The 16,763-nt window shown below is 52.1% G+C and carries 12 protein-coding genes; 9 read left to right on the forward strand and 3 right to left on the reverse strand.

Features of this window, described 5'->3' with window-relative positions; all coding sequences use genetic code 11:
- Positions 1-30: 30 nt before the first annotated feature.
- On the forward strand, positions 31-1,161 hold the full coding sequence (gene tgt, locus K2G41_RS00380) for a tRNA guanosine(34) transglycosylase Tgt (protein WP_300112809.1): 1,131 nt from the start codon (positions 31-33) through the stop codon (positions 1,159-1,161).
- Positions 1,142-2,326: an LptF/LptG family permease gene (locus tag K2G41_RS00385; RefSeq protein ID WP_300112813.1), complete on the forward strand. Its 1,185-nt coding sequence runs from the start codon at positions 1,142-1,144 to the stop codon at positions 2,324-2,326. The genes tgt and K2G41_RS00385 overlap by 20 nt, the downstream gene beginning before the upstream one ends.
- 72 nt (positions 2,327-2,398) lie before the next feature.
- Here K2G41_RS00385 and K2G41_RS00390 read toward each other — a convergent pair whose 3' ends face one another.
- The gene (locus K2G41_RS00390; RefSeq protein WP_300112815.1) at positions 2,399-5,011 is read right to left on the reverse strand and encodes an outer membrane beta-barrel protein; all 2,613 of its coding nucleotides are present in this window, start codon (positions 5,009-5,011) and stop codon (positions 2,399-2,401) included.
- Positions 5,012-5,229: 218 nt separating this feature from the next.
- Here K2G41_RS00390 and K2G41_RS00395 point away from each other — a divergent pair, with 218 nt between their 5' ends.
- A complete protein-coding gene (locus K2G41_RS00395; protein WP_300112818.1) occupies positions 5,230-6,489 on the forward strand; it encodes a multidrug effflux MFS transporter in 1,260 nt (419 codons plus the stop codon).
- A 24-nt stretch (positions 6,490-6,513) separates the two neighbouring features.
- Here K2G41_RS00395 and K2G41_RS00400 read toward each other — a convergent pair whose 3' ends face one another.
- On the reverse strand, positions 6,514-7,164 hold the full coding sequence (locus K2G41_RS00400; protein ID WP_300112821.1) for a porin family protein: 651 nt from the start codon (positions 7,162-7,164) through the stop codon (positions 6,514-6,516).
- A gap of 460 nt (positions 7,165-7,624) precedes the next feature.
- Here K2G41_RS00400 and K2G41_RS00405 point away from each other — a divergent pair, with 460 nt between their 5' ends.
- From K2G41_RS00405 to K2G41_RS00430, 6 genes are all read left to right on the forward strand, one after another.
- Positions 7,625-9,121: a 2-isopropylmalate synthase gene (locus tag K2G41_RS00405; RefSeq protein ID WP_300112824.1), complete on the forward strand. Its 1,497-nt coding sequence runs from the start codon at positions 7,625-7,627 to the stop codon at positions 9,119-9,121.
- A 43-nt stretch (positions 9,122-9,164) separates the two neighbouring features.
- Positions 9,165-10,562 (forward strand): 3-isopropylmalate dehydratase large subunit, encoded by a 1,398-nt coding sequence (gene leuC / locus K2G41_RS00410; RefSeq protein ID WP_300112826.1) that lies wholly within the window; start codon positions 9,165-9,167, stop codon positions 10,560-10,562.
- A gap of 31 nt (positions 10,563-10,593) precedes the next feature.
- The gene (gene leuD, locus K2G41_RS00415) at positions 10,594-11,181 is read left to right on the forward strand and encodes a 3-isopropylmalate dehydratase small subunit (RefSeq protein WP_300112830.1); all 588 of its coding nucleotides are present in this window, start codon (positions 10,594-10,596) and stop codon (positions 11,179-11,181) included.
- Positions 11,182-11,253: 72 nt separating this feature from the next.
- Positions 11,254-12,777 (forward strand): alpha-isopropylmalate synthase regulatory domain-containing protein, encoded by a 1,524-nt coding sequence (locus K2G41_RS00420; protein WP_300112833.1) that lies wholly within the window; start codon positions 11,254-11,256, stop codon positions 12,775-12,777.
- A gap of 70 nt (positions 12,778-12,847) precedes the next feature.
- Positions 12,848-13,909, forward strand: a complete 1,062-nt coding sequence (leuB, locus tag K2G41_RS00425; protein WP_300112836.1) for a 3-isopropylmalate dehydrogenase — start codon at positions 12,848-12,850, stop codon at positions 13,907-13,909.
- A 189-nt stretch (positions 13,910-14,098) separates the two neighbouring features.
- Positions 14,099-15,520, forward strand: a complete 1,422-nt coding sequence (locus K2G41_RS00430; RefSeq protein ID WP_300112839.1) for an alanine/glycine:cation symporter family protein — start codon at positions 14,099-14,101, stop codon at positions 15,518-15,520.
- Between the two features lie 97 nt (positions 15,521-15,617).
- Here the strand turns inward: K2G41_RS00430 and prfB are convergent.
- Positions 15,618-16,734 (reverse strand): peptide chain release factor 2 gene (gene prfB, locus K2G41_RS00435; RefSeq protein WP_300112842.1). Its coding sequence is split into 2 segments (ribosomal slippage): positions 15,618-16,670 and positions 16,672-16,734, totalling 1,116 coding nucleotides; the frame shifts between segments, so codons are not numbered across the junction.
- Positions 16,735-16,763 lie beyond the last annotated feature (29 nt).

The raw sequence follows: 16,763 nt of genomic DNA on the forward strand, positions 1-16,763 counted from the left end.
CACTGAAGCTACTGTCCTGCAAGCAAGACAATGGATTTCAAATTAGAAGCAACCGCCCCCGGCTCAGCAGCAAGAGCCGGCATCATCACTACCGACCACGGCGAGATCCGCACACCTATCTTCATGCCGGTAGGCACACAGGGAAGCGTGAAAGCCGTCCATCAGCACGAACTGCGCGATGCCGTCAAGGCACAGATAATCCTCGGTAACACCTACCATCTTTATCTGCGTCCCGGCATCGAGATCCTTGAAAAAGCCGGAGGACTGCACAAGTTCAACGGCTGGGACCGCCCTATCCTCACGGACAGCGGCGGCTTTCAGGTGTTTTCGCTCTCGGCAAACCGCAAGCTGACTGAGGAAGGTGCATGGTTCCGCTCGCATATCGACGGATCAAAGCACCTGTTCACTCCTGAGAAGGTGGTCGATATAGAGCGTTCGATCGGTGCTGACATAATGATGGCTCTTGACGAATGCCCTCCCGGCACCGCTGACTACAGCTATGCGCGCAAATCGCTCGACCTCACCCATCGCTGGCTCACTCGCGGATGGAAACGCTACAAGGAGACCGAGGGTAAATACGGTTATTCACAAGCTTATTTCCCTATAGTACAAGGTGTCACCTATCCTGATCTGCGCCGCGAGTCGGCCAAATTCGTGTCCGACCTCGGAGCTGACGGCAATGCCATCGGCGGTCTGGCCGTAGGCGAACCCGCCGAGGTGATGTATGAGATGATCGAGGTGGTCAATGAAATCCTGCCCGCCGACCGTCCGCGCTACCTCATGGGGGTCGGAACTCCCGCCAATATCCTTGAGGCGATTGACCGGGGCGTGGATATGATGGACTGCGTGATGCCTACGCGCAACGGCCGCAACGGCATGCTCTTCACACGCCACGGCACCATGAACATGCGCAACAAGAAGTGGGCCGACGACTTCTCTCCTCTGCAGGAGGACGGTCCGGCTTACGTCGATCACGTCTATTCCAAAGCCTATGTCCGTCATCTCTTCATAGCCGACGAGATCCTCGCCATGCAGATCGCATCCATCCACAATCTCGCCTTCTACCTCTGGCTTGTCGATGAAGCACGCCGCCACATCATCGAGGGCGATTTCAGCCGCTGGAAGACCGAGATGCTCGAATGTGTCAGCCGCAGGCTCTGACAAAACTCCCGCAGCAGATCCTGTCAGCTGTCCCTGCGTCACATACAGTCAAAATAACCTTACACCACCACTCCACACCATCCACCTCACTACAGTGAAGATTCTCGACTGGTACATCATCAAGAAGTTCCTTGGAACATACATCTTTGCGATAGCCCTGATTCTGGCCATCACAATCATGTTTGACATCAACGAGAAGCTCGACGCCTTCCTGAAGGCGCCGCTGAAAGCCACAGTGTTTGACTACTTCCTCAACTTCCTGCCCTACTTCGCCAACCAGTTCAGCCCGCTCTTCACTTTCATCGCCGTAATCTTCTTTACCTCAAAGCTCGCCGACAATTCGGAGATCATAGCCATGCTCTCCACCGGCATGAGCTACAGGCGACTCCTGCGCCCCTACATGATAAGCGCGACCGTCATAGCCATAGCCACATACGTCCTCAGCGCATACATTATCCCACCCGCCAACGTCAAGCGAATCGACTACACCAATACATACGTCAAGAACAAGCGTGTGGATTACGGCACCAATATCCAGCTTCAGGTGGCCAAGGGTGAGATCGCCTATATGTCGCGCTATGACAACACGAGCAAGACGGGCTACAAATTCTCGCTCGAATCATTCGAGGACAAAAAACTCGTGTCGAGACTCACGGCACAGACCATCCGCTGGGACACACTCCACCGCTGGACCGTCCGCGACTACATGATCCGCGATTTCGACGGACAGCGCGAGAAAATCCGTCGCGGAGGCCGTCTGGACACCATCATCCCCATCGAACCACGTGACTTTCTCATCTCGAAAAATGACCACGAAACCATGACATCTCCCGCTCTGCGCGAATACATCGAGCGTCAGAAAGAGCGCGGAGTGGCCAACATCAAGTCATTCGAGATCGAAAATCAGAAACGCTATGCCATGACTGCAGCCGCATTCATCCTCACCGTCATAGGCATGTCACTCTCGTCGCGCAAGATCAAGGGAGGCATGGGTGTCAATATCGGCATCGGACTTGTGCTCAGTTTCAGCTACATCCTCTTCATGACCGTGACATCGACATTCGCGGTGTCGGGCTACACATCGCCTATGGTGGCAATGTGGATTCCCAATATCCTCTACACCATCATTGCGTTTGTACTCTATTATAAGGTCTCGCATCAGTAACACTATCCGCACCGTTAGTCCACAGTTGACATTTTTCCGCATAAACCATCCTCCCGGAAGAAATAGCGGGGCTTACAGTTCCTTGTTGAAACGATAGGTGAACGTCAGCAGCACATAACTTCCGATTTTCCGCGAATAGGTTTTATAGATGCCTGAATAGGTGGCGTGGTAGTAATAATCCCTCTGTCTGTTCAGCATATCTTTCCACTCCAGAGACAGCTGACCGCTACGACCTTTCAGAAATCTCAGTTCGATACCGGTATTGAGCAGAATCTCCTCATTATCCTTGCGGTTAAGCATCGTGCCAGTCCTCACGTAATATCGTGAACTTGCGATGATCGACAGTCCCCACGGCAACCTCAAGGCAGGATCAAGACTGAACGACAGGCTACGCTCGATGTCACTGCGTCCGTGCAGGTCATTGTCCATGCGTCTGAACTCCCATGAACCGTTGAAATGAATATCGAACCGTTGCGGAAAGTAACTGCAGCTAAGGTTTACCGAACAACTGTTCGTGCGCGTGACACTCTGCTCCGGTTCATTGGCCATATCCTCGTTGACAAAACCTACATTTCTTTCAAACCGTCCCGACACCAGAGCTGAGGCCAAAAACTTGCCGGTAAATTTAGTGTAACGCAGCTCGACATTGCCATTATAACTTCCGCTCACGTTGACAGGTTTCATGGTCCTGCCACCCGTCTCCGGATTGTAGTAAGTGGCAGTGGTCTGTTCGTTGTATGCATTTGAGAAATAACCGTTGCACTGGAGTCCCGAAGGTTCATGCCTGATGTCAAGATTGAACGACTGCCTGTAGGAAGCCTTCAAATCCGGATTACCAACAGTGACATTAAGCGGATGACTGTTGTCGATCAGCGAGAGGAGTGATGACAATTGCGGCTGACCTGTCGATCCGCTGTAGCCGAAGCCCACGTTCCACTTATCATTATTGTATCTGATTGACAGCGTCGGGTTGAAATTCACCGACCGCCGGAGCGTGTCGGCCTGCGCACGGCCCGTTTTCTGATCGAGTGTCCGGCTTTCAGGTGCGAAAAAGCATCCACCGGACACATTAAGATTCTTTGAATTGTAGTCAAGTCGCAACCCGATGTTATTGCTATGTGTGCGGCTCAGCGTGCGATTGCTCAGACTATCGACAAAGGCAGTTTCATAATCAGGTGGCAACTCGCCCGGATTCCGTTCACTGTCACGGTCAAAAAATGGTGAGAGATCATAGGTCTCGCGTGAATAATCCGACCTGTTAAAAGTGTATTCGTAGGAAAGCTCGAACTTAAAACTTTTGCCTACCGGCTGAAGGAAACTTAACCTCGTACCGTAACCGCGATTGACGGAAGGCGATGCGTTGTATTGATCGCGGTAGAGAATTGAGTCACGGCCATCGCTACCGATCAGACGGAAATATTCCGTTGTCGATCGGTTGAACGAATTATCGTGACTATCATTGCCATTCACCTTCATCGAGAGTGACAAAGCCGTTCCCCGTTTATTGAATTTACGCGTCAGGGCCACATCCAGATCGTAACGTAAATTATGCGAATTGGAAAGACCGTCATTTGAATTGCCGTTCACACGTGTCGCCGGGTCAATCATCTCATACGCATGTCCAGCGAACGGATTCCTGACATTGAGACCGGGGTCGGAATCGAAAGTCTCGCTGCGCGAAGTACTGCTGCCACGCGACCTCCCCATGCCTAATGCACCGGACATGCTAAACATAGTTTTATCATCTGGATGCCAAAGCATACGGACATCCGAACTGACGTTGCGACTGCGATTCAACGAACGGCTCTGTGAGGCGTTGTAAGTATTGCCGGAAGGCAGATAGCTGTCACTTGTCGAGGATGATTCATTTCCGGATTTAGAGTAACCGTAATGGCCTGAGAGATTCAGATCCACCTTACCTATCTTTCTCGAAACATTGAGTGTCGCGTGATCGGAACGGTTGTCCTTGTAATCCGTCATCATGTTGGCATTGCCGCTTCCGAGCATCAGCGTGAAATTTTTATCTGACCCAAAACTGTAGGACGACAGTTCGAGATTCTTTTTCCCTTCCGTACCGTATTTCACGGAAGCAGAGTTAACCAGCAGCCCGTCAAATTTTGACCGTGTCTGCAAGTCAAGCACATAATTCTTCCCCCGTCCCTTCAGTCCGAGAAACATTTCCTCGTCGGTTGCCCTGTCGTAGATCTTTATGTTACTGAGCAGATCTGCGCGCAGATTCTCCAGAGCAATGACCTTTCCGTCCTTGAACATCGGTTGGCCGTTGATCATAATGTCATTCAGTGGCTTACCGTTATATGTCAGTGAGCCTGTCCGCTTATCGTAAGCCATTCCGGGGATCAGCCTGATCAGATCTTCAAGAAATGCGCCGTCGCGCGTCTTGAAAGCATCCGTATTTATAATGGTGGTATCGCCTCTCATCAATACAGGTTTCACCGGCGCGGTCACCACTACCTCATCGAGATTGATTATCCGGAGCAGCGAATCCATCTCGGCAATAGCCGCACTGTCGCGCCTCACGGATTCCGGGACTGGATCCGGTGCGAGGATCGCGCTTGTGTCTCCGGTCCGTGTGGGCAAAATTCCAACTCCCGCCCCACTCACTGACGTCACGAGGCAGAGACACACGACCAAAGCTACTGTTATCCGACTGAGAAAAGTTATCATTACGCAATTTATCCGACTAAAGTAGTCTTTTCTCAAACGATCACAAAATCCTACGCCTTAACTTAACCTAAATTAACCATTTATCAACGGCACTAATCCCTTCTAAATTTTAAACTAACCAAGAATCCCAAACGTTATATTTACCTAATCAATGTGGCTATATCAGAATAGATAAATTCCGACTTGATTTTGACACAGCATCATCTTTTTCAGCTATTATGAAGACTTCCTCATCACCTACGCCGCCGCAAGCACCGACGCTTTCCGGCGGTTATTATATTTTTCTGATCCTTTTCCTCGTCCTGCTGAGTGCCTTCGGATCGTTTGTCAACGACATGTATCTCCCGACCTTACCGGAGATGGTACGCGCATTCCACACATCCAGATCGACCGTGCAGCTCGGTCTGACATTCGGCATGATAGGTCTTGGCCTCGGTGAGCTCATCCTCGGTCCTCTAAGCGACCGCTTCGGACGTAAACCTATCCTTGTCGGCGCACTGATTGTGTTCTGCATCGGAGCAATGTGCAGCGTATGGTCGAAAACCATCCACATATTCCTCTGGTGGCGACTTGTGCAGGGTATCGGAGCATCAGGAGGCTACTTCCTCGCGCGTACAATTCCTGCGGATCTATATAAGGGACGGACGCTCGCTAAAGTCATGGCCATCGTAGGTGCTATCAACGGTTTCGCACCGGCCTCCGCTCCCGTCATAGGCGGTCTTGTAGCCCGGTCGATAAATTGGCAAGGCATTTTCTGGATATTGTTCGGATTCAGCGCAATGCTGCTTCTTCTGACCATTCCGTTCAGGGAATCCCTTCCGGTGGATCGACGTGTCAGAGGGCGTTTCGGCTCTGCATTTAAAAATTTCGCAGTCCTTGTCCGAAACCGTCACTTCATGACACACGTACTTCTCAAGGGCAGTGCTTTAGGCGTACTTTTCGCCTATATTTCATCAGCACCGTTCATTATTCAGGACCACTATCATTTCTCGCAACTTCAATTCGGTCTGTTCATGGGAGTCAACGCTCTCGCTGTAGCAGCCGGTGCATCGGCAGCCATCCGCTTCAAACCGCTCAAACGAGCCGCCGTCATAGCCGCATGGGGACTGGCGACCGTGATCGCAGTTCAATATGTCTGCTTCTACACGATAAACAACGTGTGGATCTACGACGCCCTCAATCTCCCGATGCTTTTCTGTCTCGGAATGATCTTCACAGTCGGCAATACTTTAGCCATGAACGAGGGACGAGCCTGTGCGGGTGACGCATCTGCATTGGTCGGCTTTGTGGGCTATGTCTTTGGTGCGGTCGTCAGCCCGCTCGTCGGTCTGGGCGACATCCTCCACTCCACACCGCTCTGCATGGCCATACTGACGGTGATCGTGGTCATCTCAGCCCACAAATCGCGCGAACTCCCCGCAGACCTGACGGCTACCGGTCAAACATCGGCCTCATCCGGATCGGACAGTTCAAAATGACCAATTTACGATGGTTGATCGAATTTAAAAGTTATATCCAAGGGTTATGGCTATATTGCGGTTCACAATTTTGCCGAAACCTTCCATATCCATCACGCTTGGGAGTCCAAACTGATATTCAAAACCCAGATACACATGGCGGAATGTATAACCTACACCTGTTCCAAAGCCTACATCAAAACGGCGTAGGACATCCTTGCTAAAAGTACTCTCCGTGTCTCTTCCGATTTTTGTCTGTCCTACAGCTCCGCAAGAGAAATACGGGCCAAAATTCACCTGAATCTGCGACTCCTTAGGGAGATTTATACGGTATGAAGCTTGTATCGGAATCTCCAAGTAGCCGGCCACCACACTCACATCAAGAATCCTGTCGTGCTCATCCACAGCCATATCTTTCATATCAGCACCCTTGAAAGTGAGATACACTCCTGTGTTTAAATAGAAACTCTTAACTATACCATATTCAGCCGAAAGCCCGACTCTGAAACCTTGCCGGGAATCAAAATTCATACCTATCCCTTCATAACTGTAATGTAAATTAGATATGTTCATGCCGGCACGTAAGCCATAGCCATAAGGCTGTTCAGGTTTCGAGGAATCCCACAGCAACAGTTGAGCCGAAGCGTCCGTAACACTCAGTAATGCCAGCAGAGCAGTGAAGATAATCTTTTTCATGAATCAGATTTTAGGTAATTTATACTTATGATAAATGGTCGCCATGTTTGGACAATAAATCCGGATGACAACCGGTTCTATCTGCAAAGATAGCAATATTTCAGATCATTACGCTAATTCGCATTATTAAAATTATATAATTTTAACTAATCTCATTCCTAAACTATGAGACCTTTTACATGCATACATTCTCGCAATTGCAACTGTTCTGCAAATCGGGTGGACTCACGGATTCGGGAGAAATTTTTGATCATGGCCATATCCTTTCGATTTAGCCATTATAACTGTATATAAATATTAAATTTATCATTTCATTGCAGCATTTGACAAATAATTCGTAAATTTGCAACCAATCATCTCCAATCATCTCTCCGGAGTAGAGTCCGGAAGAGAAAAATAGTTTTAGGTCAAGTTTCCAATCGTAATAAATAACCCACACATTACCATATACGAATTTAGTATGAGTGACAGGCTTTTCATCTTTGACACGACGCTGCGCGACGGAGAGCAAGTGCCCGGTTGTCAGCTTAATACAGTTGAAAAAATTGAAGTTGCAAAGGCTCTTGAAGCCCTCGGTGTAGATATCATCGAAGCCGGTTTCCCTGTATCGAGTCCCGGAGATTTCAACTCCGTGGTAGAAATCTCCAAGGCTGTGACATGGCCGACTATCTGTGCGCTCACCCGTGCTGTCGAGAATGACATCCGTGTAGCTGCCGAGGCTCTTAAATATGCCAAACATCCACGCATCCATACCGGTATCGGGACCTCCGACTACCATATCAAATACAAGTTCAACTCCACGCGTGACGACATTCTCGAACGTGCGGTAGGTGCCGTATCATTCGCCAAGAAATTCGTGGAGGATGTGCAATTCTACGCGGAGGATGCCGGACGAACCGACAATGAGTACCTCGCCCGCGTGGTCGAAGCCGTGATCCGTGCCGGTGCAACTGTCATCAATATCCCCGATACTACCGGTTACTGCCTCCCGTCAGAATTCGGAGCAAAGATCAAGTATCTGATGGACCATGTAGATGGCATTGACAAAGTCGTTATCGCCACACACTGCCACAATGACCTCGGCATGGCTACAGCCAACACTGTAACAGGTGTGGTCAACGGCGCACGTCAGGCCGAAGTGACCATCAACGGTATCGGCGAGCGTGCCGGCAATACCTCTCTCGAAGAGGTCGTGATGACCTTCCGCTCACACAAGGATCTGGGTATCGACACCAACATCAACGCTACCAAGATCACAGGTATCAGCCGCATGGTGTCGAGCCTCATGAATATGCCGGTGCAGCCCAACAAGGCCATCGTCGGACGCAACGCCTTCGCCCACTCATCGGGCATCCATCAGGACGGTGTGCTCAAAAATCGCGAGAGCTACGAGATCATCGACCCCAAGGATGTCGGTATCGACGAAAACTCTATCGTCCTCACAGCCCGCAGCGGACGCGCCGCGCTCAAGCACCGTCTCCACGTGCTCGGCATCGAGCTTTCAGGAGCTGATCTTGACAAGGCATACGAAGCATTCCTCCGTCTGGCCGACCGCAAGAAGGAGATCAATGATGACGATGTGCTCATGATAGCCGGCGCACACCGCAAGGCCCTCAACCGCATCAAGCTCGACTTCCTTCAGGTGACGAGCGGTGTAGGTGTCCACTCTGTCGCAAGCGTGGGTCTCGACATCGCCGGTGAGAAGTTCGAAGCCTGCGCTTCGGGCAACGGCCCTGTCGATGCAGCCATCAGCGCGATCAAACAGATCATCCACCGCAAGATGCTCGTCAAGGAATTCCTCATTCAGGCCATCAACAAGGGAAGCAACGATATCGGTAAGGTTCACATGACTGTCGAACATGACGGAGTCCCCTACTACGGATTCTCAGCCAACACCGACATCGTAGCAGCCAGTGCCGAGGCATTCATCGACGCTATCAACAAATTTGTCCGCTAATCTCTCCCGAAATAACTTCCATACCAAAGTCAATCCACCAATCATGGGTAAAACTCTTTTTGATAAAATCTGGGACGCCCACGTCGTCAACAACATCGAAGGCGGTCCCTCTCAGTTATATATCGACCGTCACTACTGCCATGAGGTGACCAGTCCTCAGGCATTCGAAGGTCTCCGCTCACGCGGACTCAAGGTGTTCCGTCCGGAACGTACCTACTGTTCGCCCGACCACAATATCCCCACTCTCAATCAGGACAAACCGATCGCCGATCCCGTGTCGCGCAATCAGGTCGAGACCCTCACACGCAATGCCGAGGAATTCGGCGTGACCCTCTTCGGCCTCGGACATCCCAAGAACGGCATCATCCACGTCATCGGACCGGAAAACGGTCTTACCCTCCCCGGCTACACGATCGTCTGCGGTGACAGCCACACCTCAACCCACGGAGCTTTCGGCGCAGTGGCTTTCGGAATCGGCACGAGTGAGGTCGAAATGGTGCTCGCTTCGCAGTGCATCCTCCAGCCCAAACCCAAGACAATGCGTATCAATGTCAACGGCAAGCTCCGCCTCGGAGTGACCGCCAAGGATATCGCACTCTATATCATCGCCAAGATGACCACGGGCGGAGCAACCGGTTACTTCGTCGAATATGCCGGTGACACTATCCGCAACCTCTCCATGGAGGAGCGTATGACCGTCTGCAACCTCTCCATCGAGATGGGTGCGCGCGGCGGTATGATCGCCCCCGATGAGACCACTTTCGCCTACGTCGAGGGACGCGAATTTGCCCCCAAAGGCGAGGAATGGGAAAAGGCCGTGGCCTACTGGCGCACACTTCCCTCCGATCCCGATGCCAAGTTTGACCGCGAAATCAACTTCGATGCCGCCGACATCGAGCCACGCATCACTTTCGGTACAAATCCGGGCATGGGCATAGGTATCAATGACCCCATTCCTGCTCCCGATCCTGAGGACGAGGCAGGAAAGATCTCCTACGAAAAATCGCTTGATTACATGGGCTTCAAGGTCGGTCAGGTACTCGCCGGTACGCCTGTGGATTACGTGTTCCTCGGCAGTTGTACCAACGGACGCATCGAGGACTTCCGTGCATTCGCCAACTTCGTCAAGGGTCGCAAGAAAGCCGACAATATCACCGCATGGCTCGTCCCCGGCTCGTGGAAGGTAGATGCGCAGATCCGCGAGGAAGGTCTTGACAAGATTCTTGAAGAAGCAGGATTCGAGATCCGTCAGCCCGGATGTTCAGCCTGTCTGGCAATGAACGAGGACAAGGTGCCGGCCGGCAAGCTCGCCGTCTCCACATCCAACCGTAACTTCGAGGGCCGTCAGGGCCCCGGATCGCGCACGATCCTCGCCGGACCGCTCGTAGCGGCTGCTTCAGCCGTAACCGGTGTCCTCACCGATCCCCGCACCCTCATGTAATCCACCTCATCACGCTCCAACAGCAAGCATCATGAAAGAAAAATTCTCCACTATAACCTCAACCTGTGTCCCCCTCCCGATGGAGAATGTGGATACTGACCAGATCATTCCCGCACGCTTCCTCAAAGCAACCTCGCGCGAGGGTTTCGGCGACAATCTTTTCCGCGACTGGCGTTATGACAAGGACGGCAACCCCGTGAAGGATTTCGTGCTCAACGACCCGACATATTCAGGCTGCATCCTTGTGGCCGGTAAGAACTTCGGTTCGGGTTCGAGCCGCGAACATGCCGCTTGGGCCATCCATGACTACGGTTTCCGCGTCGTGGTGTCGAGCTTCTTCGCCGATATCCACAAGAACAACGAACTCAACAACTTCGTGCTCCCGGTAGTGGTGAGCGAGCCTTTCCTCGCCGAGCTTTTCGACTCGATCGCGGCCGATCCCAAGACGGAAGTCAGGGTCGATCTTCCCTCGCAGACCATCACCAATCTTGCCACAGGCAAAAGCGAGACATTCGACATCAACGCCTACAAGAAACAGTGTCTTTCCGAAGGTCTTGACGATATAGAATATCTCCTCTCCAAAAAATCCGATATCGAAGCATGGGAAGCCGGACGCTGACACTATGTCAGCCGTCCGACCTCTTCTCGATCCGATCCCCCGAACATACACTCTACCCCCACATACACAGGAATGTACGTTGAATTAATGGACACCACTCTCCGCGACGGAGAGCAGACATCGGGAGTGTCGTTCTCGACCTCCGAAAAACTCGCCATCACACGCCTGCTCCTTCAGGAACTCCACGTGCCCCGCATTGAGATCGCGTCGGCACGTGTTTCTGACGGTGAGCGCGAGACCGTGCGTAAAGTCTGCGCATGGGCCACGCGTACAGGTTATATCGGAAACATCGAGGTGCTCGGTTTCCTTGATGGTGGTGAGTCAGTCAGATGGATAAAGGACGTAGGTGGAAAGGTGATCAATCTCCTTGCCAAAGGCTCGGAGAAACACTGCCGCCTGCAGCTGAAACAGACCCCGGAACAACACTTCGCGGCTATAGCAGCCGAAGTGGCGCGCGCACGTGAAGCCGGCCTCGACGTCAACATCTACCTTGAGGACTGGTCAAACGGAATGAAGCACTCGCGCGACTATGTTTTCGCGCTCATGGAATCCATCAAGGATCTTCCGATCCGCCGCTTCATGCTTCCGGATACCCTCGGCATACTTAATCCGTATGACACGCTTTCATACATGCACACCATCGTGAAGCACTACCCGACGCTTCACTTTGATTTCCATGCTCATAATGACTACGATCTGGCCACGGCCAACGTGTTCGCGGCCGTCAAGGGTGGAGCCAAGGGCGTCCACTGTACCATCAACGGTCTCGGTGAGCGTGCCGGCAACGCGACTCTGTCGAGTACCGTTGCCGTGATCCACGATCAACTGGGCGACACGACGGATATCGACGAAAGCAAGATCAATAAGGTCAGCCACATCGTTGAGTCATTCTCCGGCATCATGGTGCCACCTAACAAGCCGATTATCGGTGACAGCGTCTTCACGCAGTGTGCAGGCGTACATGCCGACGGCGATAACAAGAGTCAGCTCTACTTCAATGAGCTGCTCCCCGAACGCTTCGGCCGGGAGCGTGAATATGCCCTCGGAAAGACTTCCGGCAAGGCCAACATCAAGAAGAATCTTGAAGCCCTCGGAATCGAGCTTGCGGAAGCGGATATCCACAAGGTCACACAGCGCATCATCGAGCTTGGCGATAAGAAAGAGATCGTCACACAGAGCGATCTCCCATTCATCATTGCCGATGTGCTCAAGCATCCGACATTGCCATCGGACATAAAGGTGGCCAACTATTCGCTGACCCTGACACGCGGACTTCGCCCGACAGCCACAGTGAAACTGGTGGTCGGTGAGTCGGAATTTCAGGAGTCGGCTGTGGGCGACGGTCAGTTTGACGCTTTCATGCGTGCCGTGCGCAACATCTATCGTGGCAAACTTCAGCGCGAGTTTCCCACGCTGGTCAATTACTCGGTCAATATCCCTCCGGGGGGCAAAACGGACGCACTCGTCCACACCACCATCACTTGGGATCTGGACGGAAACGTATTCAAGACCAGAGGTCTCGACCCCGACCAGACCGAAGCGGCCATTCAGGCTACGGTGAAGATGCTCAATCTCCTCGAAACCCTCAAAGCTTAGGGCTTAAAGTTCGGACAACACAAGTTTTGATCCGTACAATTCGTAAACAATAATATAACGATTATATACAATGAATCTTAAAGTTGCAGTTCTTCCCGGTGATGGCATCGGGCCCGAAATCTCCCGTCAGGGAGTAGATGTGATGACAGCCGTATGTGAGAAATTCGGTCACAGTGTGGAGTACCGCTACGCCATCTGCGGAGCTGACGCCATCGACAAAGTAGGCGATCCCTTCCCTGAGGACACATACGAAACTTGTCTGTGGGCAGACGCAGTACTCTTTTCAGCCGTAGGTGATCCCAAGTTCGACAACGATCCCAATGCCAAGGTCCGTCCCGAACAGGGTCTGCTCGCAATGCGTAAGAAACTCGGCCTCTTCGCCAACATCCGTCCCGTCGAGACTTTCGCCTGTCTCATCCACAAGTCACCCCTCCGTGCCGAACTCGTCGAAGGAGCTGATTTCATCTGTATCCGTGAGCTCACCGGCGGTATGTATTTCGGTGAGAAGTTTGAAAGTGACGAGCGTGCTTACGATACTAACGCTTACACCCGCCCCGAAATCGAGCGTATCCTTCACGTGGCCTACAGCTATGCGATGCGCCGCAACAAGCACCTTACCGTTGTCGATAAGGCCAACGTACTTGCGTCCTCACGTCTCTGGCGCAAGGTCGCTCAGGAAATCGCCCCGCAGTATCCCGAAGTCAATACCGATTTCATGTATGTCGATAACGCTGCCATGCGCATGATTCAGGAACCCCGTTTCTTTGACGTGATGGTCACTGAAAATACTTTCGGCGACATCCTCACCGACGAAGGTTCTGTGATCTCCGGCTCTATGGGACTCCTCCCCTCTGCCTCAACCGGCGAAAAGACTCCCGTATTCGAGCCGATCCACGGTTCTTGGCCTCAGGCCAAGGGTAAGAATATCGCCAATCCCCTTGCCCAGATCCTCTCTGTGGCCATGCTGTTTGAATACTTCAATCTCATGGAGGAAGGCGCACTCATCCGCAAGGCTGTCAACGCATCGCTCGACGCCAATGTCCGCACCCCTGAGATTCAGGTCGAAGGCGGCGCACACTACGGCACTGACGCTGTAGGCGCATGGATTGTCGATTATATCAAAAAAGCCTGATAAGCAGGTAAGTTCATACATAACGCATCTTAAATTCTGCACAGTCTCATCTATTCTTGAGTCTGTGCAGAATTTGTTTTTATAACTCCCTCCCGAATATTATCCCGGCTAAAAAATTTTTATCATGACTTGAAATTCCCACGTTGCTCACTACAATTTCGTAACTTTGCAGACGCTATGACCGATTCCATGCTTCAAGAAATTGTTTCCGCTGTCAGCGGAGTCCTGACCGACTATGTAATGGTGACTGTCCTGCTTGCAGCCGCCCTGTTCTTCACCATCGTTACCCGCGGAGTGCAGTTCCGCATGGTGGGCGAGATGCTGCGTCTCCTCATCCATTCGGGCAAACGGGACAACGACCACCGCAAGAACGACGAACCACAACACGGTACCATCAGTTCATTTCAGGCATTCGCCCTTTCGATCGCTTCGCGCGTCGGCACAGGTAATCTTGCCGGAGTGGCCACGGCAATCGCTGTCGGAGGACCCGGCGCGGTGTTCTGGATGTGGATCATAGCCATCTTCGGAGCGGCTACCGCATTTATTGAATCCACCCTTGCACAGCTTTTCAAAGTAAAGGGCGACACATCATTCTTAGGTGGACCGGCCTACTACATACAGAAAGGTCTCCACAAACGCTGGTGGGCCGTGATTTTTGCAGTACTCATCACCCTGACTTTCGGATTCGCCTTCAACTCCGTCCAGTCCAATACCATAGCCGGAGCTCTCTCAACTTCGTTCGGAATCCCCACGGGATGGACAGCTTGGGGTCTCTGCGGACTCACACTCATAGTCATCTGGGGAGGCATACAGCGCGTGTCGCGCTTCAGCGAGATCGTCGTACCCGTAATGGCTATCGCTTACATACTGTTAGCACTGGTGATAATCTGCATGAACATCTCGCACTTCCCTGCCGTCATGGCCTTGATCATCGAGAATGCATTCGGCATGGATCAGGCTCTTGGTGGCACGGTCGGCGCAGCGATGGTCATGGGTATCAAGCGTGGTCTTTTCAGCAATGAAGCCGGAGAAGGCTCTACGCCCAACGCGGCTGCAACTGCCTCGGTAACCCACCCTGTCAAGCAAGGACTCATTCAGACTTTGGGAGTCTATACGGACACACTGATCATCTGCACCTCAACGGCATTCATCATCCTCTGCAGCGGTGTTTTCACTAATGGTGACAACGGTATAGTGCTCACTCAGCAAGCCATTGATGCCGGGCTTGGGACGGACGCTGCCATCGGATCAACTTTCGTCAGCATCGCCATTTTCTTCTTCGCCTTTACAAGCATCGTCGCCAACTACTATTACGGAGAGACCAATATCCGTTTCATCCACGACAACGACACGCTGATCAACATTTACCGTCTGCTTGTCGGGGCTATCGTTTATGCCGGAGCAGTCACATCGCTCGACATCGTATGGGGCTTCGCCGACATCACAATGGCACTCATGACCCTCTGCAACCTTGCGGCCATCCTCATGCTCGGCAAATATGCCATCCGCCTCCTGCGCGACTACCGCAGCCAGCTCCGCGCAGGCCACGACCCCGTCTATCAATCCTCCACAATCCCCGAAATAGCCTCCGAAACCGAGTGCTGGGATTGAAACCGGACGACAAAACCACATAAAATAAAAGCACGTGCAATCATACTGAATCATGATTGCACGTGCTTTTATTTCATACCTTGAATTTCGGAATGCTTTACTCCTCAGTAGCGGCAAATTCCATCAGGTATGCCTTGATGAAGGCATCGATATCGCCGTCCATCACACCGCCTACGTCGCTGGTCTGATAGTTGGTACGGTGATCCTTTACTCGGCGGTCGTCGAACACATAACTGCGGATCTGCGAGCCCCACTCGATCTTCATCTTTCCAGCCTCGATCTTGGCCTGCTCCTGAAGACGGTGTTGCAGCTCCTTGTCATAAAGGATGGATCGCAGCTGACGCATTGCGTTCTCCTTATTCTTAGGCTGGTCACGCGTCTCGGTATTCTCAATCAGGATCTCTTCCTGCTCGCCGGTATAGGGATCGGTGAACTGGTAACGGAGACGCACGCCTGATTCCACCTTATTGACGTTCTGACCGCCTGCACCGCCCGAACGGAAGGTGTCCCACGACAGGAGTGCCGGATCGACCTTCACTTCGATGGTATCATCTACAAGCGGAGTCACGAAGACCGAGGCGAATGAGGTCATGCGCTTGCCCTGTGCATTGTAAGGCGAGACGCGCACCAGACGGTGCACACCATTCTCACTCTTCAGATAGCCGTAGGCAAAATCACCCTCCACGTTGATGGTACATGACTTGATGCCGGCCTCGTCACCTTCGAGAAGGTTGGCGATGGAAGTCTTGTAGCCGTGGCTCTCACACCAGCGGAGATACATGCGCATCAGCATCGAAGCCCAGTCCTGACTCTCCGTGCCACCTGCGCCCGAATTGATCTTGAGTACCACTCCGAGCTTATCCTCCTCGCGGCGGAGCATGTTGCGGAGTTCGAGTTTCTCGATCTTGGAAATAGCGTCGGCATAGAGAGCGTCGATATCGCTTTCCTCCACAAGACCCTCCTTCAGGAAGTCCCATGCGAGTTCAAGCTCGTTGACCACTTTGTCGATCTCCTCATAGCCGTCGATCCATGCCTGAAGATCCTTGATTTTCTTCATCTGTGCCTGAGCTTCCTTGGGGTGTTCCCAGAAATCGGGCACATGTGTGCGGAGTTCCTCCTCCTCTACTTGGATTTTCTTGCTGTCGATGTCAAAGATACCTCCTCAGCGCCAGCTTGCGCTCAAAAGTCTCTTTTAATTGTTCCTGAGTAATCATGTCTATTACGGATGAAACGGGTTAGAAAA

Origin of the sequence: Duncaniella sp. (assembly GCF_029056165.1) — a bacterium.
Taxonomy (GTDB): Bacteria; Bacteroidota; Bacteroidia; order Bacteroidales; family Muribaculaceae; genus Duncaniella.